Source organism: Pantoea sp. SS70 (assembly GCF_029866845.1).
In the GTDB taxonomy this organism is placed as follows: Bacteria; Pseudomonadota; Gammaproteobacteria; order Enterobacterales; family Enterobacteriaceae; genus Pantoea; species Pantoea leporis.
On sequence record NZ_CP117199.1, the window covers coordinates 2347246 to 2371627 of the forward strand.

General features: G+C 54.6%; 24 protein-coding genes. 11 read left to right on the forward strand and 13 right to left on the reverse strand.

The features are described from left to right. Positions 1–218: 218 nt before the first annotated feature. From PO881_RS10915 to PO881_RS10925, 3 genes are all read left to right on the forward strand, one after another. Positions 219–1073: a MurR/RpiR family transcriptional regulator gene (locus PO881_RS10915; protein WP_101764164.1), complete on the forward strand. Its 855-nt coding sequence runs from the start codon at positions 219–221 to the stop codon at positions 1071–1073. 107 nt (positions 1074–1180) lie between these two features. Next, positions 1181–2623 carry a pyruvate kinase gene (gene pyk / locus PO881_RS10920; RefSeq protein ID WP_101764163.1) on the forward strand — a complete coding sequence of 481 codons (1443 nt, stop codon included), beginning with the start codon at positions 1181–1183 and terminating at the stop codon, positions 2621–2623. An 86-nt stretch (positions 2624–2709) separates the two neighbouring features. Then, complete coding sequence (locus PO881_RS10925) at positions 2710–3945, forward strand: MFS transporter (protein WP_101764162.1); 1236 nt, start codon at positions 2710–2712, stop codon at positions 3943–3945. A 24-nt stretch (positions 3946–3969) separates the two neighbouring features. Here PO881_RS10925 and lpxM read toward each other — a convergent pair whose 3' ends face one another. From lpxM to znuA, 3 genes are all read right to left on the reverse strand, one after another. Next, a complete protein-coding gene (lpxM, locus tag PO881_RS10930) occupies positions 3970–4947 on the reverse strand; it encodes a lauroyl-Kdo(2)-lipid IV(A) myristoyltransferase (RefSeq protein WP_101764161.1) in 978 nt (325 codons plus the stop codon). 125 nt (positions 4948–5072) lie between these two features. Beyond that, positions 5073–6401 carry a murein DD-endopeptidase MepM gene (gene mepM, locus PO881_RS10935; protein WP_271459670.1) on the reverse strand — a complete coding sequence of 443 codons (1329 nt, stop codon included), beginning with the start codon at positions 6399–6401 and terminating at the stop codon, positions 5073–5075. A 13-nt stretch (positions 6402–6414) separates the two neighbouring features. Next, positions 6415–7386, reverse strand: coding sequence for a zinc ABC transporter substrate-binding protein ZnuA (gene znuA, locus PO881_RS10940; RefSeq protein ID WP_280171766.1), 972 nt, complete (start codon positions 7384–7386; stop codon positions 6415–6417). A 77-nt stretch (positions 7387–7463) separates the two neighbouring features. On the opposite strand from znuA, the gene znuC reads away from it, so the two are divergent. Together znuC and znuB are read left to right on the forward strand one after the other, a co-directional pair. Further along, on the forward strand, positions 7464–8219 hold the full coding sequence (gene znuC / locus PO881_RS10945; protein ID WP_101764609.1) for a zinc ABC transporter ATP-binding protein ZnuC: 756 nt from the start codon (positions 7464–7466) through the stop codon (positions 8217–8219). Beyond that, on the forward strand, positions 8216–9001 hold the full coding sequence (znuB, locus tag PO881_RS10950) for a zinc ABC transporter permease subunit ZnuB (protein WP_101764158.1): 786 nt from the start codon (positions 8216–8218) through the stop codon (positions 8999–9001). Before znuC ends, znuB begins: the two co-directional genes overlap by 4 nt. 7 nt (positions 9002–9008) lie before the next feature. Here the strand turns inward: znuB and ruvB are convergent, their stop codons facing one another. The 6 genes from ruvB to aspS form a co-directional block, all read right to left on the reverse strand. Beyond that, entirely contained in the window at positions 9009–10013 is a 1005-nt protein-coding gene (ruvB, locus tag PO881_RS10955) for a Holliday junction branch migration DNA helicase RuvB (protein WP_007889560.1), read from the reverse strand. An 8-nt stretch (positions 10014–10021) separates the two neighbouring features. Beyond that, positions 10022–10636: a Holliday junction branch migration protein RuvA gene (ruvA, locus tag PO881_RS10960; RefSeq protein WP_007889559.1), complete on the reverse strand. Its 615-nt coding sequence runs from the start codon at positions 10634–10636 to the stop codon at positions 10022–10024. Positions 10637–10728: 92 nt separating this feature from the next. Then, complete coding sequence (gene ruvC / locus PO881_RS10965; RefSeq protein WP_008110486.1) at positions 10729–11256, reverse strand: crossover junction endodeoxyribonuclease RuvC; 528 nt, start codon at positions 11254–11256, stop codon at positions 10729–10731. Positions 11257–11293: 37 nt separating this feature from the next. Then, complete coding sequence (locus tag PO881_RS10970) at positions 11294–12037, reverse strand: YebC/PmpR family DNA-binding transcriptional regulator (RefSeq protein WP_007889557.1); 744 nt, start codon at positions 12035–12037, stop codon at positions 11294–11296. A 241-nt stretch (positions 12038–12278) separates the two neighbouring features. Continuing rightward, a complete protein-coding gene (gene nudB, locus PO881_RS10975; RefSeq protein ID WP_008110490.1) occupies positions 12279–12710 on the reverse strand; it encodes a dihydroneopterin triphosphate diphosphatase in 432 nt (143 codons plus the stop codon). Further along, positions 12710–14491, reverse strand: coding sequence for an aspartate--tRNA ligase (aspS, locus tag PO881_RS10980; protein ID WP_277973688.1), 1782 nt, complete (start codon positions 14489–14491; stop codon positions 12710–12712). Before aspS ends, nudB begins: the two co-directional genes overlap by 1 nt. A 231-nt stretch (positions 14492–14722) precedes the next feature. Between aspS and PO881_RS10985 the strand changes: the two genes are divergently transcribed. The 3 genes from PO881_RS10985 to cmoB all read left to right on the forward strand — a co-directional run bounded on the left by PO881_RS10985 (position 14723) and on the right by cmoB (position 17317). Then, positions 14723–15544 carry a DUF72 domain-containing protein gene (locus PO881_RS10985; RefSeq protein WP_277973689.1) on the forward strand — a complete coding sequence of 274 codons (822 nt, stop codon included), beginning with the start codon at positions 14723–14725 and terminating at the stop codon, positions 15542–15544. A gap of 79 nt (positions 15545–15623) precedes the next feature. After that, a complete protein-coding gene (gene cmoA, locus PO881_RS10990; protein ID WP_192234114.1) occupies positions 15624–16352 on the forward strand; it encodes a carboxy-S-adenosyl-L-methionine synthase CmoA in 729 nt (242 codons plus the stop codon). Continuing rightward, positions 16349–17317, forward strand: a complete 969-nt coding sequence (gene cmoB, locus PO881_RS10995; RefSeq protein ID WP_280171767.1) for a tRNA 5-methoxyuridine(34)/uridine 5-oxyacetic acid(34) synthase CmoB — start codon at positions 16349–16351, stop codon at positions 17315–17317. Before cmoA ends, cmoB begins: the two co-directional genes overlap by 4 nt. A 3-nt stretch (positions 17318–17320) precedes the next feature. Here the strand turns inward: cmoB and PO881_RS11000 are convergent, their stop codons facing one another. The 3 genes from PO881_RS11000 to cutC all read right to left on the reverse strand — a co-directional run bounded on the left by PO881_RS11000 (position 17321) and on the right by cutC (position 19897). Beyond that, entirely contained in the window at positions 17321–17941 is a 621-nt protein-coding gene (locus tag PO881_RS11000) for a LysE family translocator (protein WP_277973691.1), read from the reverse strand. A gap of 174 nt (positions 17942–18115) precedes the next feature. Then, positions 18116–18946 (reverse strand): hypothetical protein, encoded by an 831-nt coding sequence (locus PO881_RS11005; RefSeq protein ID WP_280172892.1) that lies wholly within the window; start codon positions 18944–18946, stop codon positions 18116–18118. A gap of 198 nt (positions 18947–19144) precedes the next feature. After that, positions 19145–19897 carry a copper homeostasis protein CutC gene (gene cutC, locus PO881_RS11010; RefSeq protein ID WP_101764150.1) on the reverse strand — a complete coding sequence of 251 codons (753 nt, stop codon included), beginning with the start codon at positions 19895–19897 and terminating at the stop codon, positions 19145–19147. Positions 19898–19982: 85 nt separating this feature from the next. Here cutC and PO881_RS11015 point away from each other — a divergent pair, with 85 nt between their 5' ends. Next, a complete protein-coding gene (locus tag PO881_RS11015; RefSeq protein WP_192411681.1) occupies positions 19983–21122 on the forward strand; it encodes a PatB family C-S lyase in 1140 nt (379 codons plus the stop codon). On the opposite strand, the gene PO881_RS11020 is transcribed toward PO881_RS11015, so the two are convergent. Then, entirely contained in the window at positions 21119–21679 is a 561-nt protein-coding gene (locus PO881_RS11020; RefSeq protein WP_192411966.1) for a VOC family protein, read from the reverse strand. The genes PO881_RS11015 and PO881_RS11020 overlap by 4 nt on opposite strands. A gap of 311 nt (positions 21680–21990) precedes the next feature. On the opposite strand from PO881_RS11020, the gene PO881_RS11025 reads away from it, so the two are divergent. Both PO881_RS11025 and argS read left to right on the forward strand, forming a co-directional pair. Next, positions 21991–22113: a hypothetical protein gene (locus PO881_RS11025; RefSeq protein ID WP_007889544.1), complete on the forward strand. Its 123-nt coding sequence runs from the start codon at positions 21991–21993 to the stop codon at positions 22111–22113. 170 nt (positions 22114–22283) lie between these two features. After that, positions 22284–24014, forward strand: a complete 1731-nt coding sequence (gene argS / locus PO881_RS11030; protein ID WP_101764148.1) for an arginine--tRNA ligase — start codon at positions 22284–22286, stop codon at positions 24012–24014. Positions 24015–24382: the final 368 nt, after the last annotated feature.

Here is a 24382-nt window from a genome sequence, read left to right on the forward strand (position 1 = left end):
GTGTTAAGTGTGTTGTAGCGTGCCATTTGAGCACATTTTCTGTTTCGATATTTGTCGTGGCAAAACACGTCAGCGATCAAAGTATCGCAAAAAATTCGCGTTTACATTTGTCCTCCGCTGCGTGCGAGGGGCTATTACACGGTATATTCTTGTGAATTGGCAGCGATTTCATTGATTGATGAACGCGAAAAAGTGATTGACGCTCATTAGGTTAAACCATGCTGGAACAGATTCAGGCGCAACTCGATGCGTTAAGCAAATCAGAACGTAAAGTCGCAGAGCAGATTCTTGCCGCGCCGCAACAGGCGATGCACTCCAGCATCGCCACGCTGGCTCGCGCCGCTGACGTCAGCGAACCGACGGTGAATCGCTTCTGCCATCGTATGGGCACGCGCGGCTTTCCTGACTTCAAATTGCAACTCGCGCAGAGCCTGGTCAAAAGCCCGAACTGGGTGAGCCGCGATGTGGAAGAAAATGACAGTGTGGAAAGCTATAGCCACAAAATTTTTGATTCCGCGTTAGCCGGCCTCAGCCGCGTCCGCCAGCAACTCGACTCTCAGGTGATTCGTCAGGCGGTTCAGGCGCTGTCAAAGGCGCATAAAATTGCCTTTTTTGGCCTTGGTGCCTCCGCCGTGGTGGCACATGACGCCACCAATAAATTTTTGCGATTTAATCTGCCGGTCATCTGGTCAGAGGATATTGTGATCCAGCGCATGAGTTGCATAAATAGTGGTCCAAACGATGTGTTTGTTCTCATCTCACATACTGGTCGCACCAAAAATATGGTAGAACTGGCTCGCCTGGCGCGTGTAAACGCTTCCACTGTGCTGGCTATCACTTCTCCGGGTTCCCCGCTGGCGGCGGAAGCCACGCTGGCTTTGACGCTCGACGTACCCGAAGATACCGATATCTACCTGCCAATGGTTTCCCGCCTCGCACAATTAACCGTGATTGATGTTCTGGCGACAGGGTTTACCCTTGAGCGCGGCGCTGCTTTCCGTGAAAATTTAAAACGGGTGAAAGAAGCGCTGAAAGATTCACGCCTGGAGAAACAGGCGCAGGAAAATAATTAACATCACATTCACAATGTGAGTCGAATCACAGCCCATCGATCATATAGAATAGATGAACACTACGTGTCACTTGAGAGCGACACGATACTTTGCTAACGGAGTCCTTCATGTCCAGACGTCTCAGAAGAACCAAGATCGTTACAACCCTCGGTCCAGCCACCGATCGCGACAACAACCTCGAAAAAATCATCGCGGCGGGTGCTAACGTTGTACGACTCAACTTCTCCCACGGCACACCGGAAGATCATCAGCAGCGCGCCAATAAAGTCCGTGAAATCGCGGCGAAACTGGGTCGTCACGTAGCGATCCTTGGCGACCTGCAAGGCCCAAAAATTCGCGTATCGACCTTCAAAGAAGGCAAAGTGTTCCTCAACGTCGGCGATCGTTTCCTGCTGGATGCTGATTTAACCAAAGGCGAAGGCGATAAAGAAAAAGTCGGTATCGACTATAAAGGCCTGCCAGAAGATGTAGTGCCCGGCGATATCCTGCTGCTGGACGACGGTCGCGTGCAGCTGAAAGTGCTGGAAGTTCAGGGCGTAAAAGTGTTCACCGAAGTCACCGTCGGCGGCCCGCTCTCTAACAATAAAGGCATCAACAAACTCGGCGGCGGTCTCTCTGCCGATGCGCTGACCGAAAAAGACAAAGTTGATATCGTTACCGCCGCGAAAATCGGCGTGGATTATCTGGCGGTCTCCTTCCCGCGTAACGGCGAAGATATGAATTATGCCCGCCGTCTGGCGCGCGACGCTGGCTGCGACGCCAAACTGGTGGCGAAAGTGGAACGTGCTGAAGCCGTTGCCTCACAGGAAGCGATGGATGACATCATCCTCGCCTCTGACGTGGTGATGGTTGCGCGTGGCGATTTGGGTGTGGAGATTGGCGATCCTGAGCTGGTGGGTATTCAGAAAGCATTGATCCGTCGCGCTCGCCAGCTGAACCGCACCATCATCACCGCCACGCAGATGATGGAGTCGATGATTACTAATCCAATGCCAACGCGTGCCGAAGTCATGGACGTGGCGAACGCCGTGCTGGATGGTACCGATGCGGTGATGCTGTCGGCGGAAACCGCTGCTGGCCAGTATCCGGCTGAAACCGTCTCAGCGATGGCGAAAGTGTGCCTCGGCGCAGAGAAAATCCCGAGCGTTAACGTTTCTAAGCACCGCCTGGAAGTACAGTTCGATAACGTCGAAGAAGCGATTGCCATGTCGGCGATGTATGCTGCCAACCATCTGCAAGGGGTTTCAGCGATCATCACCATGACCGAATCGGGCCGTACCGCGCTGATGACCTCACGTATCACGTCCGGCTTGCCGATCTTCGCCATGTCACGTCACGAACGTACGCTGAATCTGACGGCGCTGTACCGTGGTGTTACGCCAGTGTTCTTCGACAGCAACAACGATGGTGTTGCTGCCGCGCACGATGCAGTGAATTTGCTGCGCGAAAAAGGTTTCCTGGTTTCAGGCGACCTGGTGATTGTCACCCAGGGCGACGTGATGTCGACCACTGGTACCACCAATACCAGCCGTGTACTGCGCGTAGACTAATACGCACCACCCACAGCGGCTGTAACAACATGGACAAACGCGACTGCCTGGCAGTCGCGTTTTTATTTTTTTGACAAGGAGGCCAGATGGCCCGCTATCAACCTATCACTCAACTCACCGGGCGCGTGCTGCTGTTCCCGCTCGCGCTGGTACTCTTCGAGTTCGCCACCTATATCGCGCATGACATGATTCAGCCCGGCATGCTGCTGGTGACGTCTGAATTCAGCGTCGGCCCGGAATGGGTTTCGACCTCGCTGACCGCGTATCTGATGGGCGGCGTGGTGCTGCAATGGCTGCTCGGTCCGCTCTCTGACAAATATGGCCGCCGGCCGGTGCTGCTGTTTGGCATCCTGTTCTTTGCCGCCGCCTGTATTCTGACAACGTGGGTGAGCAGCATTGAGGAGTTTGTCGCGCTGCGCTTTGTGCAGGGTATTAGCCTGTGCTTTATTGGCGCCGTCAGCTACGCAGCGGTGCAGGAAGCCTTTGACGAAGCGCTGGCAGTACGCATGATGGCGCTGATGGCCAACGTCGCGCTGCTGGCACCGCTCGCTGGTCCGCTGGCCGGAGCCGCGTGGCTCACCGTTGGCGAGTGGCGCAGCATGTTCTGGCTGTTTGCCATCTGCAGCGTGATTGCGTTTGCCCTGCTGTGGCGCGTCATGCCGGAAACCGCTGGCGATCGCAGTCACTCTATCGCCCTGCCAACGCTGGCGCGCGGCTATGCGCGTTTGGCGCGCGATCGTCAGGTGATGTACGGCTCCTTTGCCATTGGTTTGGTGTTTATTCCGATCCTGACGTGGGTAGCGCTCTCGCCAGTGATTCTGATGCACGATGAAGGATTGTCACGCATGCAGTATGCGCTGCTGCAGCTGCCGGTGTTTCTGGCGATGATTGCCGGCAACATCACGCTCGGCAAACTGGCTGGACGCGTGCCGATTGAGCAGCCGGTGAAGTTTGCCGCCTGGCCGATTCTGATTGGTTTGAGTATTTCGCTGCTGGCTAATTTGCTCGATAGTCACACCTATCTGCTGCTGACCGCCGGGTTAAGCTTGTACGCTTTCGGCGCAGGCATGGTGAATGCCGGTCTGTACCGTTTGACGCTTTACTCCAGCAACGAAGGCAAAGGCAGCGTGGCGGCGATGCTCGGGATGATCAGTATTCTGACCTTAGCGGTAGGCATTGAGCTGGCGAAAAGTGGCTACTTCAGCGGCGGCACACCGTGGTTTAGCGGGATTAACTTCGCAGCTGGCGTGCTGTGGTTTGGTCTGGTGACCCTGTTCCTGCGCGAACGTAAACGTCGCAGTCACGTGGCGGCAATAGAATGATAAAGGGGCCAGACGGCCCCATGTTTATTTCCTACGAGGATAAAGATCTTTGCGCGCATAAGGTTCGATATCCCCTTCCTTACGCGTTTTCAGCAGCTTCAGAATCCAGGTGTACTGTTCCGGATGCGGGCGCACGAACACTTCAACTTCTTCATTCATGCGACGCGCAAGCGTATTGTCATCGGCATCCAGCAAGTCATCCATTGGCGGACGCACATAGATTTCCAGACGATGGGTTTCACTGTTATACACCGGGAACAGCGGCACAACGCGTGCGCGGCATACTTTCATCAGGCGGCCCACTGCGGGCAGTGTGGCTTTGTAAGTAGCAAAGAAATCCACAAATTCGCTGTGTTCCGGGCCGTGATCCTGGTCCGGCAGATAATAGCCGTAATAACCCTGACGCACCGACGCGATAAACGGCTTAATGCCGTCATTTCGCGCATGCATACGGCCACCAAAACGGCGTCGCACGGTATTCCACAGATAATCCATTAACGGATCGCTTTGATTGTGGAACATCGCCGCCATCATCTGGCCTTCAGACGCCAGCAGCATCGCTGGAATATCCACGCCCCAGCCATGCGGCACCAGGAAAATGACGTTTTCTTTGTTGGCCTGCAGTTGCTCAATGATTTCCCGGCCGTGCCAGTCAACACGCTTGCGCACATGCTCGGGATTACGCATGCCCAATTCGGCCATCATCGCCATCGCCTGCGGTGCGGTGGCAAACATACGATCAGCAATCTCTTCGCGCTGCGCTTCACTCAATTCCGGCAGGCAATAATAGAGATTGATCAGCGCACGGCGGCGCGCACTTTTCGCCAGCTTACCGGCGAACTTGCCCAATCCGCCCAGAATCGGATCGCGCACTTTAGCGGGAAGCAATGCCATGCCGGCCAGCGCGCCCACCGCCAACCAACTTCCCCAGTATTTCGGCTTTAAAAAAGAACGTTGAAAAACGGGAATAAACTCGCTGTTATTTTTCTTTCGGGTTTCCATGCACTCGCCTCTGACAATGACCGGTCAATAATAGTGACGGTGGTTAATTTTGCAATCTTCATGCGCCAGATAGCAAAAAACCGACGAAGAATCCGTCGGTTTTTAAGTGTTCGCGCAATAATGCGCTATTTCAGCGTCAACTGCGGCAACCAGGTTTTGACTTGCGCCATGTAAGTGCTGCGATCTTTACCCGTCAGACCCTCCATGCGCGGCAGTTTTGCCGTCAATGGATTCACCGCCTGATTGTTGATCCATACTTCATAATGCAAATGCGGACCGGTCGAACGTCCGGTGTTACCCGACAACGCAATACGATCGCCGCGTTTCACTTTTTGCCCCGGTTTCACCAACGCTTTACTCAGGTGCATATAACGCGTCATGTACTGACGACCGTGACGAATTGCTACGTAATTCCCTGCAGCACCGCCGTTTTTCGCCATCACCACTTCACCATCGCCCACGGCTAACACAGGCGTACCAATAGGCAGCGCGAAATCGACACCTTTATGCGGTGCAATGCGGCCGGTTACCGGATTAAGGCGACGCGGATTGAAGTTGGAAGAGACACGATACTGCTTAACCGTAGGGAAACGCATAAAGCCACGCGCTAAACCAGACGCGTTGCGATCGTAGAACTTGCCGTCTTCCGCACGGAACGCGTAATAGTCTTTACCGCCGGTGCGTAAACGCACGCCAAGCAATTGGCTTTGGGCACTTTTGCCATCGAGCATTTCACGTGACATCAGCACGCTAAAGTCATCACCGGCGCGTAGTTTGCGGAAATCCATCTGCCACTGCATCGCTTTGATGACGTTGCTGGTTTCTGCGCTGGTTAAACCCGCACGCTGGGCACTGGCAGCAAAACTGCCGCGCACTTCACCTTTCAGTACGTTATTTTGCCACTCACCCTTTTGCAGCTCCTGCTGCATCTTAAAGCTGCCGTTGTCGGCGCGCTGATAAGTACGGGTTTCACGACGATCAATTTCCCAGCTGAAGGTTTGCAGTTGTCCATCAGTATCCAGCGTCCAGCTCAGTTGCTGACCAACGCGCATGTTGCGCAGATCTTTATCGCTACTGACTAATGCGTTGATATCGCCCATCTCAATACCGTACTGATTTAACGCGCTGCTCAGCGTATCACCTGAAGAGACGGTGTACTCATGTACGTTGGGATTGTCCGGAACGTCATTATCAATGTCGTCAGCAGGAATATCGTCGGACGGTTCTTCCGTTGTTTGGTCAATCGGCTCGCTGGCTTCGGGCAACAGCGTGCGCAGTTCGTCTTTATCCAACGTAATGGTTTTCACGATGGGGGCAACATCACGCGGATGGTAAACGTAAGGCCGCCATACTGCGACGGCCAATGTGACAACGGTTAATGAACCCAGCATAACGCGGTGGGGGCGCGGCAAATTGTTAAATGCGAGGGCGACAGAGCGGGCTATCTGCTGCACTTTTACCTATTCCTCATGCTCCATTCAGGCAGCTCGCATACTGGCTCGACAGCTGTGAAAGAAATTTCACGTAGCTGTCTTTGGATAAGCTGATGTCCATACCCAACGGATCTAACGTGCCTTTACGTACGGAAGTTCCACGGGACACGGCATCGATGACGGCCGGTCTGAATTGTGGTTCAGCGAAAACGCAAACAGCTTTCTGCTCAACCAACTGTGTTCGTATTTGATGTAAACGCTGGGCGCCCGGCTGGATTTCAGGATTGACGGTAAAATGACCTAAAGGTGACAAACCGTAATGTTTTTCAAAGTAGCTGTAAGCATCGTGAAAAACGAAATAACCCTTGTTCCGCACAGGCGCGAGTTGCGCGCCGATGTGTTTGTCTGCATCGGCTAATTCTGCCTTAAATTCCTGCAGATTAGCGTCAAGTTTGGCTTTGCTTTGCGGCATAAGTTCCAATAATTTTCCATGGATTGCAACCGCAGATTGTAAGGCCATGTCAGGGGACATCCACAGGTGCATATTAAACTGTCCGTGGTGGTGATGCGCATGAGACCCGTCCTGGTCTTCGGAATTTTCTGAGTCATGATCGTGATCGTGACCATGCTCATGTTCCTCATCTTCATCATCGCCGCTAATCAATAGCGGTTTTATGCCCGGCAATGCGGCAATTTCAAGGTTTTTACTGGCGGGTAATTCGGCCGCTGACTTAGTAAGAAAGGCTTCCATGTCTGGGCCTGTCCACACAACTAAGTCTGCGTTTTTAATACGTTTTACATCAGAGGGACGCAAGGCATAATCATGCTCTGAGGCGCCATCAGGCAGCAATACTTCAACCGGCGTAATACCCTCTGCGATAGCCGCTGCGATAAATCCGATAGGTTTGATTGAAGCGACAACTGCGGAGTGCGCGGGTAATGCGCTTGCCGCGCCAATTGCCGCAGCAGTAAGGGTGAAAATCAGGCGCTTTTTATTGTGTAACATAATACGTCATTCCATCGTGACCCGTTGATGGAATGTGATATTATAACATTCGAAATTCAATGCAACCCGTAAATAACATGTCGCCACTTGTTACCCTTGAAAACATTTCTGTGAAGTTCTCCCAGCGTCCGGTGCTTGCAGGTATTAGCCTCGCACTTGAGCCGGGGAAAATTCTCACCCTGCTCGGCCCGAACGGCGCCGGTAAATCCACGCTGGTTCGCGCAGTGTTGGGGCTACTGAAACCCACCAGCGGCAGCGTCAAGCGCGCCGCTGATTTGCGTATCGGCTACGTGCCGCAAAAACTGCACATCGACCCAACGTTGCCGATCACCGTGGAACGCTTTATGCGCCTGTCGCGCGGCACCAAACGCGATGCCATTTTGCCGGCGCTCAAGCGCGTGCAGGCCGGGCACCTGCTGCATGCAACGCTGCAAAAACTCTCTGGCGGTGAGACACAACGTGTTTTGCTGGCGCGTGCATTACTCAATGAACCGCAGCTTTTGGTACTGGATGAGCCGACACAAGGCGTTGATGTCAACGGCCAGGTCGCGCTGTACGATTTGATCGATCAGCTGCGCCGCGAACTGAACTGCGGTGTGCTGATGGTTTCTCACGACCTGCATCTGGTGATGGCGAAAACCGACGAAGTGCTGTGTCTCAACCATCACATCTGCTGTTCCGGCACGCCGGAAGCGGTGTCACAACATCCCGAGTTTATTGCGATGTTCGGCCCACGCGGCGCACAGCAGCTGGCGATTTATCGTCATCATCATAATCACCGTCACGATTTACAGGGACGCATTGTTCTGCGCAAAGGAAATGGCCCGTCATGATTGAACTGTTATTACCTGGCTGGCTGGGCGGCGTGTTGCTGGCGCTGGCGGCCGGTCCACTTGGCTCGTTTGTGGTTTGGCGCCGCATGTCTTACTTCGGCGATACGCTCGCGCATGCGTCCTTACTGGGCGTGGCGTTTGGTTTGCTGCTCAACGTGAATCCTTACTATGCGGTGATTTTGGTGACCGTGTGTCTGGCGTTGGGATTGGTGTGGCTGGAGCGACGCCCGCATCTGGCTATTGATACGCTGCTCGGCATTATGGCGCACAGTGCGCTGTCGCTGGGTTTAGTGGTCGTCAGTCTGATGCAAGGCGTGCGTGTCGATCTGATGGCTTACCTGTTTGGCGATCTGCTGGCGGTGACGCCCGATGATTTGTGGATGATGGGCGGCGGCGTGGCGATTGTACTGGCGGTGATGGCGTGGCAGTGGAATTCGCTGTTGTCGATGACCATTAGTCCGGAGCTGGCGCAGGTGGATGGCGTTAACATTCAGCGCACGCGTTTGATGTTGATGCTGGTCACCGCATTAACCATCGGCGTAGCGATGAAGTTTGTCGGTGCTTTGATTATTACGTCGTTGCTGATTATCCCGGCGGCGACGGCACGTCGCTTTTCGCGCTCGCCAGAACAGATGGCCGGTTTTGCGGTGATTGCCGGTATTATCGCAGTGACCGGCGGACTGACCTTCTCCGCTAGCTACGATACGCCAGCCGGTCCTTCAGTGGTGTTATGCGCGGCAGTATTGTTCATCATTAGCATGGCAAAAAAACCGGCGGCATAACGCCGGTTTACTCTTCGCGACTAATACCAAAGTGTTTGTAAGCATGCTGCGTGGCCATCCGGCCACGCGGCGTGCGTTGAATGAATCCTTGCTGGATCAGGAAGGGTTCAATCACATCCTCAATAGTTTCCCGCTCTTCGCCAATCGCCGCTGCCAGGTTATCTAAGCCAACCGGACCACCCGAGAACTTATCGATAATCGCCAGCAGCAGTTTGCGATCCATATAATCAAAACCCTGACTGTCGACGTTAAGCATATCCAGCGCGCTGGCTGATACTTCGCCGCTCAGATTGCCGTTGGCGCGCACTTCCGCAAAGTCACGCACGCGGCGCAGCAGGCGGTTAGCAATACGCGGCGTTCCGCGTGCACGACGCGCTATCTCCAGCGCGCCCTCTTCGCTCAGCGCCAGGCCAAGACAGGCCGCGCTACGACCCACGATATGCTGCAGATCGGGCACGTTATAGAACTCAAGGCGCTGCACGATGCCGAAACGGTCGCGCAGCGGCGAAGTTAAAGAACCGGCACGCGTCGTGGCACCAATCAGGGTAAACGGCGGCAGATCGAGCTTAATTGAACGCGCTGCCGGACCTTCACCAATCATGATATCCAGCTGATAATCTTCCATCGCTGGATACAGCACTTCTTCCACCACCGGCGACAGTCGATGGATCTCATCAATAAACAGCACATCATGCGGTTCGAGGTTAGTGAGCATCGCCGCCAGATCGCCGGCTTTTTCTAGCACCGGGCCGGACGTGGTGCGCAGATTGACGCCCATTTCGTTAGCGACAATGTTAGCCAGCGTGGTTTTACCCAATCCCGGCGGGCCGAAAATCAGCAGATGATCGAGTGCATCGCCACGCAGTTTCGCAGCCTGGATGAAAATCTCCATTTGCTCGCGCACCTGCGGCTGGCCAACATATTCCGTGAGCAGCTTGGGACGAATGGCACGGTCGAGCGTTTCTTCTTCATTAAAGGAACTGCCCGAGACCAGACGATCGGCTTCAATCATGCTTTACCTCAAATAGCTGCGCGCAGGGCTTCACGAATCAGGGTTTCGCAATCCGCATCCGGTTTACCGACTTTGCTGATCATACGGCTGGCTTCCTGCGGTTTATAGCCCAGAGCCACCAGCGCTGAAACCGCTTCGGCTTCAGCATCGTTATTGTCTTGTGCAGCGGATGGCGTGGTCAACGTAAAGGTTGAATCACCACCAAACAGATCGCCGTGCATGCCGATAAAGCGGTCTTTCATCTCCACGATCAAACGCTCGGCGGTTTTTTTACCCACGCCCGGCAGTTTGATCAGCGAGGCAATCTCTTGTCGCTCAACGGCGGTCACGAACTGCTGGGCTGACATGCCAGACAGAATTGCCAGCGCCAGTTTTGGCCCAACGCCATTCACCTTCACCAGCTCGCGGAACAGCGTGCGTTCCTGCTTGTTATTGAAACCGAACAGCAGTTGCGCATCTTCGCGTACCACAAACTGCGTAAAGATAATCGCTTCCTGATTGATCTCCGGCAGCTCGTAAAAGCAGGTCATTGGCATGTGCACTTCATAACCGACACCGTGCGCCTCAATCAACACCAGCGGCGGCTGTTTTTCCAGAATGTTGCCTCGTAAACGACCAATCACCTGAGCAATTCCTTAATCTGATAAGTAAGCCTGTTTATATACCATAAAAAAGGCTGGATGAATATCCAGCCTCATACCGCGTTTCGTTTCCGCTAACCGGATCGCATACGCCCGCGCGTCATCACCAGTTTCGTATCGCTGATACGCGCCGCGTTTTGGCTCATATGGCAATGCGTAATGGCGATGGCCAGCGCATCGGCGGCATCCGCCTGCGGATTGGCCGGCAGTTTTAGCAAGGTTCGTACCATATGCTGCACCTGACTTTTCTCAGCGCCGCCGGTGCCGGTAACGGTTTGCTTCACCTGGCGCGCCGCGTATTCAAACACCGGCAAATCATGATTTACCGCCGCGACAATCGCCGCACCGCGCGCCTGGCCCAGTTTCAGCGCTGAGTCCGCATTCTTGGCCATAAATACCTGCTCGATGGCGAAATAGTCGGGTGAGAACTGGGTGATAATTTCGCTGACGCCCGCGTAGATCAGTTTGAGGCGCGTCGGCAGATCGGTGACGCTGGTGCGGATACAGCCGCTGCCCAAATAGGTAAGCTGGCGGCCGGTTTGGCGAATAACACCGTAACCGGTGACGCGCGAGCCGGGATCGATCCCGAGAATTATCGCCACGGCGCGTCTCCGGTGAGTGGGGTTTTAAGCAACGCCATTACAGCGTTTCTGCGATCTCATCAGAGATTTCACCGTTATGGTAAACTTCCTGCACGTCGTCACAGTCTTCCAGCATGTCGATCAGGCGCAGCAGTTTCGGCGCGGTTTCGGCATCCATTTCGGCTTTAGTGGAAGGGATCATCGAGACTTCAGCCGAGTCGGCTTTCAGACCGCCCGCTTCCAGCGCATCACGCACCGCACCCATCTCTTCCCACGCGGTAAAGACATCAATCGCGCCGTCGTCATAGGCCACAACGTCTTCTGCACCTGCTTCCAGCGCCGCTTCCATCACCGCATCTTCGTCCTGACCTGGCGCGAAGGAGATTACGCCCTTCTTGCTGAACAGGTAAGAAACCGAACCGTCGGTACCGAGGTTGCCGCCGGTTTTGGTGAAGGCATGACGCACTTCGCCCACGGTACGGTTGCGGTTGTCGCTCAGGCACTCAATCATCACTGCTGAGCCGCCCGGGCCGTAACCTTCATAAATGATGGTTTCCATGTTGGAATCATCTTCACCGCCCACGCCGCGTGCGATGGCACGGTTCATGGTGTCGCGCGTCATGTTGTTAGACAGCGCTTTGTCCATCGCTGCGCGCAGACGTGGGTTGGAACCCGCATCGCCACCGCCCAGTTTCGCGGCGGTGACCAGCTCACGAATGATTTTGGTGAAGATTTTACCGCGCTTAGCGTCCTGAGCAGCTTTACGATGCTTGGTGTTCGCCCATTTACTGTGTCCAGCCATCTTACTTTATCTCCGATCTTTTACTGGGTGCAGGCTATCTTACTTGCGATCTTGTCCCCCGGCAGTGCTCGCAATCCTCACGTACATAAGTACGCTCCGGTTGCTGTGCGCTGGCGGTGAACAACCTCGCGGCGCCGATTACGCCTGACTGTTCGATATTGTTCGGTGCGTTCATTGAAAACTCACCAGATTCATAAAACTTAATGCATTCGCCACCGGAAAAACGCGCGGCGGCGAGCATTCAGATAAATTCTTCAATCGCCTGGCGGTTACTCCAGGACTTGGTGAGGGCAGCAGCAGCGGCGGGTTCGAGCCAGCGCGCGGCGAGATGCTCGGTGAGCAGCAGGTCGCGTTCTGCGGGTATAGCCAACCTGAACCAGTGTTCGCGATTGTGCGTGGTGCCCGGTGCGTAACGATGGCGATAGTGCGGGAAGATCTCAAACTCAATTTGCTTGTGGCAATCGTCCAGCACTAACTTTTCGTGCGCAATATCGATGGCGAGTTCTTCTAACACTTCGCGCTGAGCTGCCTGGCGCGGGGTTTCGCCCGCTTCCAGGCTGCCAGTGACCGATTGCCAGAAGCTGTCATCATCACGTCGCTGCAGCATTAACACCCGGCCGGTATCGCGGGCAAAAATCACCACCAGCACCGAAACCGGATGTTTAAAGCCCATTATTTGTTCTCTGTTTTTTCTTTCTTCGGTGCCACCATAATGCCGAGGTCCAGCAACGCAGCGGGATTCGCTTCGCTTGGGGCTTCGGTCATCATGCACGCGGCGGCGGTCGTTTTCGGGAACGCGATCACATCACGGATGTTATCGGTGCCGGTCAACAGCATGGTCAGACGATCCAGGCCGAACGCCAGGCCGGCGTGCGGCGGCGTACCGTATTTCAGTGCGTCGAGCAGGAAGCCAAACTTCTCACGCTGCTCTTCTTCGGTGATGCCGAGGATGCTGAATACCGTCTGCTGCATTTTACCATTATGAATACGTACGGAACCGCCACCCACTTCGTAGCCGTTAATCACCATATCGTAGGCATTCGCTACCGCTTGTACCGGATCGGTTGCCAGCTGTTCTGCGCTCAGGTCTTTCGGCGACGTGAACGGATGGTGCATCGCTGCCAGGCCGCCCTCTTCATCTTCCTCAAACATTGGGAAGTCGATCACCCACAGCGGCGCCCAGGCTTTGTCATCAGTAATCTGCAGATCGCGGCCCACTTTCAGACGCAGCGCGCCCAGCGCATCCGCCACCACTTTGGCGCGGTCCGCACCGAAGAAGATCAGGTCGCCATCTTGGGCGCCAGTACGGTTGAGAATGTCTTCAACGATTTCTGCGCTGAGGAACTTGGCAACCGGGCTTTGTACACCTTCGAAGCCTTTCGCGCGTTCGTTGATCTTCATCCACGCCAAACCTTTGGCGCCATAGATTTTGACAAATTCGCCATACTCATCAATTTGCTTACGCGTCAGCGCTGCACCGCCCGGTACGCGCAGGGCAGCCACGCGGCCTTTGGCATCATTGGCTGGGCCAGCAAACACCTGGAATTCTACGTTTTTCAGCAGATCGGCAACGTCGACCAGCTCCATTGGGTTACGCAGGTCTGGCTTATCTGAGCCGTAACGGTTCATCGCTTCCGCAAAAGTCATCTGCGGGAAGTCACCGAGATCCACGCCTTTGATATCGATCCACAGTTCACGAATCAGACGTTCCATCTTTTCACGCACCTGCTCTGCGGTCATGAAAGAGGTCTCCACGTCGATCTGGGTGAATTCTGGCTGACGATCGGCACGCAGATCTTCGTCACGGAAACACTTAACGATCTGATAGTAGCGGTCAAAACCCGACATCATCAGCAGCTGTTTGAACAGCTGTGGCGACTGCGGCAGCGCGTAGAACTTGCCTTTATGCACGCGGCTTGGCACCAGATAGTCACGCGCGCCTTCAGGCGTGGCTTTGGTCAGCATCGGCGTTTCGATATCGAGGAAACCCTGGTCGTCCATAAAGCGACGCACGAAGCTGGTAATTTTAGCGCGGGTTTTCAAACGCTGCGCCATTTCCGGACGACGCAGGTCCAGGTAACGATAGGTCAGGCGCGCTTCTTCGCTGTTGACCTGGTTAGAGTCCAGCGGCAGCGGTTCAGCGCGGTTGATGATATTCAGCTCGTGGGCAAACACTTCCACTTCGCCGGTCGCCATATCGCTGTTTTTGTTCTTTTCGTCACGTGCACGCACGGTGCCGGTGATCTGGATACAGAATTCGTTACGCAGCTCAGATGCCAGCTGGAAAGCGTCCTGACGATCGGCATCAAAGAACACCTGCGCGATACCTTCACGGTCACGCATATCGATAAAAATCAGGCTACCCAGATCGCGACGGCGATTTACCCAGCCGCAGAGAGTGACTTGCTGACCCACGTGAGACAGATTGAGCTGTCCGCAATATTCTGTACGCATAACGTATCCTTTTAACTTCGCCGCTGCTGCCAAACAGCATCAGGCCGCGTAACCTTCTGAGATGCTGTCGCAAAAAAGGCGACTATTATAATGGAAAAACCCAGGCAGGATAAGTGGAGCCCGATCAAAGCGGACAAAACATTATGCTTTATCGCGCTGTTTTTCCTGCCGACATCAAAACAGGTTACATTAAGCCGCCCTTTCCCGCCCTAAAGGATTCAGGAGTTCGCGTTGACACTTCGTATTGGATTACCGCAATGGCAGCACGCGCAATGGAAACAGTTCGGTATTGAGACCTTAGCCGATTACGCGCAGCTGTTTGGTTGTGTGGAGGGCAATACCACGTTGTATGCGCTGCCAAAGCCGGAAGTGGTGCTGCGCTGGCGCGACATGACGCACGACGATTTCCGTTTCTGCTTCAAGTTTCCCGAAAGCATCAGCCATAAAGCGGCGCTGCGCGACTGTGATGAGTTGCTGAATGAGTTTTTCCGTCTGCTCGATCCGCTCAGCACGCGCATCGGTCAATACTGGCTGCAGCTGCCGGCAGCGTTTTCACCGGCTCAGCTCGGCGATTTGTGGTCTTTTCTCGATAGTTTGCCGCGCAATTTCCGTTATGGCGTCGAGGTGCGGCATCAGGCATTTTTCGCCAAAGGTGATGCTGAACGCGCGCTGAATCGCGGTTTGCTGGAGCGTCAAATTAATCGGGTGATGCTGGATAGTCGTCCGGTGCATGCCTCCACCTCACAGTCGGCCGCAGCGGTGCACGCTCGATCGCAAAAGCCGCGCGTGCCGCTGCATGTGGTGCGTACCGGTGCGCAACCGATGGTGCGTTTCATTGGCAGTGATAGCGTGGCGGAGAGCGTGCCGCTGTTTCAGCCGTGGCACAGCAAGCTGCAAGCGTGGCAGCGGGATAGCGATCCGCTGCTGTTTATCCATACGCCGGATATGGGCGAGGTGTTTCCGCTGCTTCAGGCGTTGTGGCCACAGTTACAGCAGCTGGAACCAACCTTACGCGATCTGCCCGACTGGCCGCAGCAATCGAGCCTGTTCTAGACGCAACGCAAAGGGTGCAGCCTGCCCGCGTTTCTGCCAAAATAGCGCCCTTTCCGTTTTCTCTCCGGACCTTTTCATTATGTCTGATCGCGATACGCTATTTTCCGCGCCCATCGATAAGCTGGGCGACTGGACCTTTGACGAGCGCGTAGCTGAAGTTTTTCCCGATATGATTCAGCGCTCGGTGCCGGGTTATTCCAACATCATTTCGATGATTGGCATGCTGGCGGAACGCTTCGTTCAGCCGAATAGCCAGGTTTACGATCTCGGCTGTTCACTGGGTGCCGCCACGCTGTCGGTGCGCCGCAATATTCATGTGCCCGGTTGCCAGATTATTGCCGTGGATAATTCACCGGCGATGGTGGAGCGCTGCCGTCGCCATATCGACGCCTTCCGCGCGGATACGCCGGTGCAGGTGATCGAAGCAGATATTCAGGACATCCACATTGAGAACGCCTCATTGGTGGTGCTGAACTTTACCCTGCAATTCCTTGAGCCACCGGCACGCCTCGAGCTGCTGAAGAAGATTGTTGACGGATTAAATCCGGGCGGCGCGCTGGTGTTGTCGGAGAAGTTCAGTTTTGAAGATGCCGATGTCGGCGAGTTGCTGTTTAACATGCATCACGATTTCAAACGCGCTAACGGTTACAGCGAGCTGGAGATCAGCCAGAAACGCAGCATGCTGGAGAACGTGATGCTGACCGATAGCGTTGAAGCGCACAAAGCGCGCCTGAAAACCGCCGGGTTCCAACATGCGGAGTTGTGGTTCCAGTGCTTTAACTTTGGTTCGTTGGTGGCGTTGAAATGATTGAGTTTGGCCGTTTTTATCAGCAGATTGCCACCGGCCCGCTCGCCAGCTGGCTGGAAGTGTTACCGGCGCAAGTCGCCGCATGGCAGCGTGAAAATTTGCACGGTAAGTTCCGCGACTGGGAGAAGTCAGTTGATTATTTGCCGCTGCTGACGCCGCAAAAGCTGGATTTAGTGCACAGCGTGAGCGCGGATGTTGAGGATCTGACCGATCGTCAGCGTCTGGGCATTGAGAATCTGCTGCGCAATTTGATGCCGTGGCGAAAAGGTCCTTATTCGCTTTACGGTACCGAGATCGATACCGAATGGCGTTCCGACTGGAAATGGGATCGCGTGTTGCCGCACATTTCGCCGTTGCAGCATCGTACGGTGCTGGATGTCGGCTGCGGTAGCGGCTATCACATGTGGCGCATGATTGGCGCGGGCGCGAAGCTGGTGGTCGGCATCGATCCAATGCAGCTGTTTTTGTGTCAGTTCGAAGCGGTGCGTAAGCTGTTGGGTGACGATCGTCGTGCGCATTTGCTGCCGCTGGGCATTGAGCAACTGCCGGCGTTACAAGCGTTTGATACCGTGTTTTCCATGGGCGTGCTTTATCACCGCCGTTCGCCGCTCGACCACTTGATGCAGCTGAAAAATCAGTTAGTCAGTGACGGCGAGCTGGTGCTGGAGACGCTGGTGATTGAAGGCGATGAGAACGCGGTGTTGGTGCCGGGTGAGCGTTATGCGCAGATGCGTAACGTCTACTTTATCCCTTCTGCCGCAGCGCTGAAGAGCTGGCTGGAGAAGTGCGGATTTGTCGATGTGCGCATCGCGGATTACGCGGTGACGTCCGTGGAAGAGCAGCGTCGCACCAGTTGGATGACCAGCGAGTCGCTGGCCGAGTTTCTTGATCCTAACGACAGCACCAAAACCGTGGAAGGTTATCCCGCCCCGCTGCGCGCCGTGCTAGTCGCGCGCAAGCCGTAATGTTTAACGCCGCGATAGCGCCAGCTTCGCGGCGAAGCCAATAAACACGCAGCCCGTCAGGCGATCCATTACTTTCAGCACCGCTGGGCGACGCAGATGCGCCGCAAAGTATTGGCTGCTGCCAATTAGCACCGCATTCCACACCAAACCAATCACCATGTGCGTGAGCGCCATCAGCGTACACCACAGCGGCACCGACGCGCCCGCCGGAATAAACTGCGGCAGAAAGGTCACGTAGAATACGCCGACTTTAGGATTTAACAGGTTACCAAAGAGTCCGCGCGTGAAGCAGGCAACATAGCTTTGCTCTTTACTCTGCGCGTGCTGCCCTCCTTCCGCTTGGGTGCGTGGGTTGATGAGTAATTTGACACCGAGATAGAGCAGATAGGCCGCACCGATCCATTTCAGCAGGTTATACGCCATTTCCGAGGCCAGCAGCAGCGCGCCCAAGCCTAAACCCACCGCAACGCCCCACACCAGACAACCCAGCGTAACGCCAAATGCCGTAGCCCAGGCACGTTTCCAGCCTTGCGCGGCGGCGGAACGCAACACTAATGCAGTATCAAAACCGGGCGTGAGTGTGAGGATGGTGATGGCGAAGAGGAAAGATAAAATTAGTGTCATGCGATGTTCTCAATTGCTCCGGTGCGTTTCAGGCTGAAAACAAGGGCCGCTGCGTAAAGGCGTCGTGGACACATCCCTGTGGACTCTGCCGCCGCATCCATGCGGCGGAAGCTTTACTTCGCGGCCCTTGTTTCCAGCCTTTATGTGGGTTTTGTGGGTTTTGTTCGTTTTGCTTTAATCTTGTGCGGCGGTTTCGTTGGGTGCGTTCCAGTATTGGTATTTATAAGCGGAGCTGAGATGGCGTTCAATGGTGCCTTTGGCGAACACTTCGGTTTCATGCAGATAACTGAGCGTGCAGTTGCCCACTTCATCCCACAGCTGACACTCATCCACCGAGCGCAGCGTGCTGACTGGCGTGGTCGCGGTGCTGTTCAAACGCAGTTCCCGCCACTGGTTATCATAGCTATAAGTATCTTTGCTGCGCGCGCTGGTGGATAAGGTTACCAATCCTTGTGGATTCCAGCGCCAGCTGCTTTCGCCGTTGGTCATATTATCGCTGCCGCGCGCCACGCTTTTTTCCACTCTGAACTGTTTGTCATAGCGATAAGTGGTATCGGTAAAGCCATCTTTGCCCATGCTGGTGAATTTATCGGATGAGCTGATGATGTTGCCATGCTGGCCGATTTGCCAGCTGATGGTGCCCTGGCGGTTGTCGACCACTTCCTCTTGCCCAGCTTTGATCACTTTAACCATGTAGGCATATTCCGCCACCCAGCCGCGTTGAACGCGGGCGATATGCTGTTCCATCGTCAATAGAACATTGCCTTCATTTTTGTCGTAGGAGATATCGGCCACCATCAAATCGCCGCACTGATCAAACTGGCCGAGTACGCGCTTTTGCGAGTTCACATCTTTGCCAAATTCGCCTGCCACCACCTGACGCACCGCGCCTTTGGCATCGCCGCCCAGCATGATCCAGTTGTTGCTGCTGGTGATGTTTTTGCTCATCGGCGGACACGCGGTGCTGACCGCCAGCGCGACGCCGCAGTACGGGAGTAGCAGCATTAAAAAGGTATAAGGGATGGATTTCATGAAGGTTATCCGTATGAAGCCATAGAGTAATCAAAGCATCATTTACGCGATCACGCTATCTCCGCGGGAATTGCAGATAAAAAGAACCCCAGTTAGAAGAACTGGGGTTGGTACTTGCAAACATCACGTCATTTGAGCTGGCGTGCTGCGCGGCAAAATCAGGGGGGGAAGTCAGGCTACCCGGACGGCGCTCAACTGCGTCATGCTTTTCATGGCTTCAACCACATCACCATCAACGCAATAGCGACTGAATTCATCGGTTTCCGCTTCGGAGCACATGGAAACACCGGCTTTACGGTAGCGCATCGGCGAAGCGACTAAACGGCTGGCGGAGCTGTGGACTTCCTGCAATCCACTGTCGATGAACTTCTGGATGTTGCTCAAACGTACGCCCGCACCGGCCATAATAATTGGACCTGTGCTGTGTTCATTTAGTTCCCTTAATAATGCAATTCCTGCTTCGGCACTCTGCTGCTGACCAGACGTCAGGATCCGCGCGATGCCTAAATCAGCCAGCACCTCAAGTGAGCGTTTCGGGCTGTGGCATAAATCAAAGGCGCGATGGAAGGTGACGTCCATGCCATCACACAGCTTCATAATCTGCTGCATACGAGCAATATCGACATGCGCATCTTCATCCAGCATGCCAATCACTAAGCCGGGAAAACCGAGTTCACGCATTAGCGCAACGTCCGATTTCATCGACTCAAACTCAAAGTGGGTGTAGCAAAAATCGCCGCCGCGCGGACGGACGATAGGATGTACCGGGATCGAAATTTCACGTCGTGCCGCTTCCAGCACGCCGGCTGAAGGCGTCAACCCACCTTCGCGCGGTGCACTGCACAGCTCCACGCGATCGGCACCGGACAGCTGCGCAGTCATTGCGCAGTCGATGCCGTAGCAACAAATTTCCAGTTTCGTCATACCATGCTCCTTCTCATGACTTCTGGCTCGGGATGAATGCTTCCGTTAGTCTACTTAATTGGACAGTTTACGTGGAACTCGCACTATGGCATTCGATTTTAATCAATGGATAGACCGTCGTCACAGCGATAGTTTGAAATGGCACAAATATGGTGATCGCGATGTGCTGCCGCTCTGGGTCGCAGACAGCGATTTTCGTTCGCCGCCGAGTGTGATTGAGGCCATTAAACAGCGCGCTGAGCACGGTGTTTTTGGCTATGGCGCAACGCCAACCGGATTGATTGATATCACCCTTTCGCGTTTAGCGCAGCGCTACAACTGGCAGATTGAGCCGGACTGGATTGTGTTATTGCCCGGCGTGGTGTGCGGTTTGAATCTTTCGGTCCGCGCATTCACGGAGTTTGGCGAATCCACCGTTTCCCCGACGCCGATCTATCCGCCGTTTCGCGGTGCAGCAAAGCTGGCCAACCGCGCACAGGTAAATTTACCGCTGCGTTTACAAGACGATCGCTGGGTGATGAATCTGGATAATAGCGCGATGCAGGGCAATGAACGCCTGCTGATGCTGTGTAATCCGCAGAATCCGGGCGGCACGGTTTATCGTCGTGACGAGCTGGAAGCGCAGCTGGCGTTTGCGCAGCAGCATGATTTGATCGTCTGCTCCGATGAAATCCACTGCGATTTATTGCTGTCACCCGGCGCACAGCACATTCCCTTTGCTACGTTAAGTGAAGATGCCGCACAGCGCAGCATCACGCTGCTGTCGCCATCGAAAACCTTCAATATTGCCGGATTGGGCGCGTCGCTGGCGATCATTCCCAATCCGGAGTTGCGTGCGCGGTTCAAACGCGTGCGTGAAGGCATCGTGCCTGGCGTGGATATTCTGGCGTTGGTAGCAGCCGAAGCGGCGTGGCGCGATGGCGATGCATGGCTGGCAGCGCAGCTGGATTATCTGCGCGCCAATCGCGACTGGCTGGTGGCGCAGGTGAATGCACTGCCAGAATTGCAGATGGCCGCGCCGGAAGCGACCTATTTGGGGTGGATCGACGCCAGCAGACTGGATGTTGCCAATCCGATGGCGTATTTCGAGCAGCACGGCCTCGGTTTTTCACCGGGCCACGATTTTGGCGATGATAATTTCGTGCGCTTCAACTTTGGCTGTACGCGCGCCACGCTGGAACAGGCGGTCACGCGTTTGCAAAAAGCGGTCGCGGCGCGGCGTTAAGCCTGCTCACTGGCGACAATCTCTTCCAGTCGCCATGGATGAAACTTAATGGTGGTTTGCCCGTCCGTCACCGCCAGCGTCGGATTGGGCAACCGCTCGTTCTCGCCTTTGGGCGCGCTGGTTTTAAACGAGATGCCCGGCTGTGTCAGCGCATGATCAGAAAGCAGCGCCATCGCCCGCATGCCCAGCGTTTCCGGTTCTCCACGCAGTACAATCTCTACATGTTCCCACCCTTCGTGGCGATACAGCTTTTCGCCTGGCCACGGCAGTTCAATCACATCAATTTGCCAGCCCGCCAGGTTCAGTGGCTGATGCAGTTTGAACAGGCAAATCGGGCGACCATTGATCATTGCCTCGGAAAACTGTGTGCCGATCTGCAATAAGCCAGATTTCCAGCGTTCTGCCGTTGCAAACTGGTGGCAGCGCACCGCGACGTGATCGGCTTCATGTTCAGCCAGGTTAATGCCTAAACGTTCAGAAAAATTCATCAGCGACTGCTCAAAACGCGCCATGTCTTGTTTTAAATCATCCAATTCCACAGGAAAGTGGGTCTGCATCATGCCTTACCTCTAATTCAGTTCAGGTTTACTAATCAATATGAAATTTGCTAACCGTTGATTCCGCTTGACAAAATTGTCGGATTCATCCGATTTAGGCGCCAAAAAGGCTAAAAACCGCATAAATAGACCATTCATTTCAGATTTATCACCTAATCAGGTCCAGCAGTTACTTTATGAAAGTAGGCTAAATATATGTTTTTAATGATGATAGTTAATACAATGAGATAAATCTTATTTAAATTGCAAACAATTGCAGCTTGAAACCCTTTCTTATAAATTTGGGTTTCACAACTACAAGGAACGGCCTTATGTCTATGCTCATTGTTGTCGCAGTCCTGATTGCATTAATGGGATTTGCAATTTCCCGCCATTGGAAGGTGCGTGAAGACAAAAGCGTTAAAAATCCTCGTCGTCACCCGCGGCGCCGTTAATCGGCGCTGGGGGCCCGATGTTGCCTGTCATCAGATACCGAATAGCTGACTCACTTTAACATTTCACGTATACTTCCCCTCTTATTTTTCCGTCCCGCCGCGCAGTTGCGGGATGACGACATCGGCTCGCCGCCTACAGGCGGGCCTTTTCAGCATATGAAGGTAACGCGGTGAATATTCAGGCTCTTCTTTCCGACAAAGTCAGTCAGGCAATGATTGCGGCGGGTGCGCCTGCCGATTGCGAACCTCAGGTTCGCCAGTCTGCGAAGGTACAGTTCGGTGATTACCAGGCAAACGGCATGATGGCCGTAGCGAAAAAGCTCGGTCAGGCACCGCGACAACTGGCTGAGCAGGTGATCCAGCATCTGGATCTTAACGGCATCGCCAGCAAAGTCGAAATCGCCGGTCCCGGCTTTATCAATATCTTCCTCGATCGTGCATGGCTGGCGGCGCAAACCGCGCAGGCGCTGCAGCTGCCGCGTCTTGGCGTGAGTGCGGTTGCGCCACAAACTGTCGTGGTGGATTACTCCGCGCCTAACGTAGCGAAGCAGATGCACGTCGGTCACGTCCGTTCCACCATCATTGGTGATGCCGCAGTGCGTACGCTGGAGTTCCTTGGCCATAACGTGATCCGCGCCAACCACGTCGGCGACTGGGGCACGCAGTTCGGTATGCTGATTGCCTATCTGGAAAAGCAGCAGAACGAACATCACGAAGAGATCGCACTGGCTGACCTGGAAGCTTTCTACCGCGAAGCCAAAGTGACCTACGATGCCGACGAAGCCTTCGCCGAGCGCGCGCGTAATTACGTGGTGAAGCTGCAGGGTGGCGACGAATATTGCCGCAGCATGTGGAAGAAGCTGGTTGATATCACCATGAGCCAGAACCAGCAGGTGTATGACCGCCTTAACGTGACGCTGACGCGCAAAGATGTGATGGGTGAAAGCCTGTACAACGACATGCTGCCGGGCATCGTCGCCGATCTGCGCGAAAAAGGCCTGGCGGTGACCAGCGAAGGCGCCACGGTGGTTTTCCTTGATGAGTTCAAAAACAAGGAAGGCGAACCGATGGGCGTGATCATTCAGAAGAAAGATGGCGGCTATCTCTACACCACCACCGACATCGCCTGCGCCAAATACCGTTTCGAAACCCTGCATGCCGATCGCGTGCTCTATTACATCGATTCCCGTCAGCACCAGCATCTGCAGCAGGCGTGGACCATCGTGCGTAAAGCCGGTTACGTGCCGGAATCGGTACCGCTTGAGCATCACGCCTTCGGCATGATGCTGGGTAAAGATGGTCGTCCATTTAAAACCCGCAGCGGCGGCACTATTCGTCTCGCCGATTTGCTGGATGAAGCGGTTGAACGCGCGCATGCGTTGGTCAGCGAAAAGAATCCAGAGATGTCCGCGCAGGAGCTGAAAGATCTGTCGGAAGTGGTCGGCATCGGCGCAGTGAAATACGCTGACCTGTCAAAAAGCCGCACCACCGATTACATCTTCGACTGGGACAACATGCTGGCCTTCGAAGGCAACACGGCGCCTTACATGCAATATGCCTACACGCGCGTGCTGTCGGTGTTCCGTAAAGCCGGCATTGATGCCGATAGCCTGAGCGGTGACATCGTGCTGACTGAAGAGCGTGAAGCGCAGTTGGCTACGCGTCTGCTGCAGTTCGAAGAAGTGATAACGCAGGTCGCGCGCGACGGTACGCCACATGTGATGTGTGCTTATCTGTACGATCTGGCCGGCCAGTTCTCTGGCTTCTACGAACACTGCCCTATTCTCTCCGCCGAGGACGAGAACATTCGTCAGAGCCGCCTGCAGCTGGCCGCGTTAACCGCGAAAACGCTGAAGCAAGGTCTGGATACGCTGGGCATTAAAACCGTCGAACGCATGTAATACCTCTGGCGGAGAGCGCCACAAACGGCTCTCCGCTTGCTTTCCCCCTTTTTTCCCCTCTGACAAAATTCTGCTCTTCAGCCCGCTCTGAATAGCGCTTCTGCCGTGCCCAATACCCGCCATTCCTCAGCCTCGATACGCTTTCTCATTTTTCCGACACAGCTCACCAAATAAACAAAACTCATACCTTCATAACCATTTTATGGCAGACAAACTCGCACGCCATCCCTAATTTGGTTATGGAAGCAAGAACATAAAAACATGCAACAAGCTGTTTTAACAGCTAAAAACTATAAAACTCACCCCCCTGCAATCGGGTTAAAGTGATGCCCCCGGCCAATGTCAGGGCAGAAAAAAATCTCAACCCG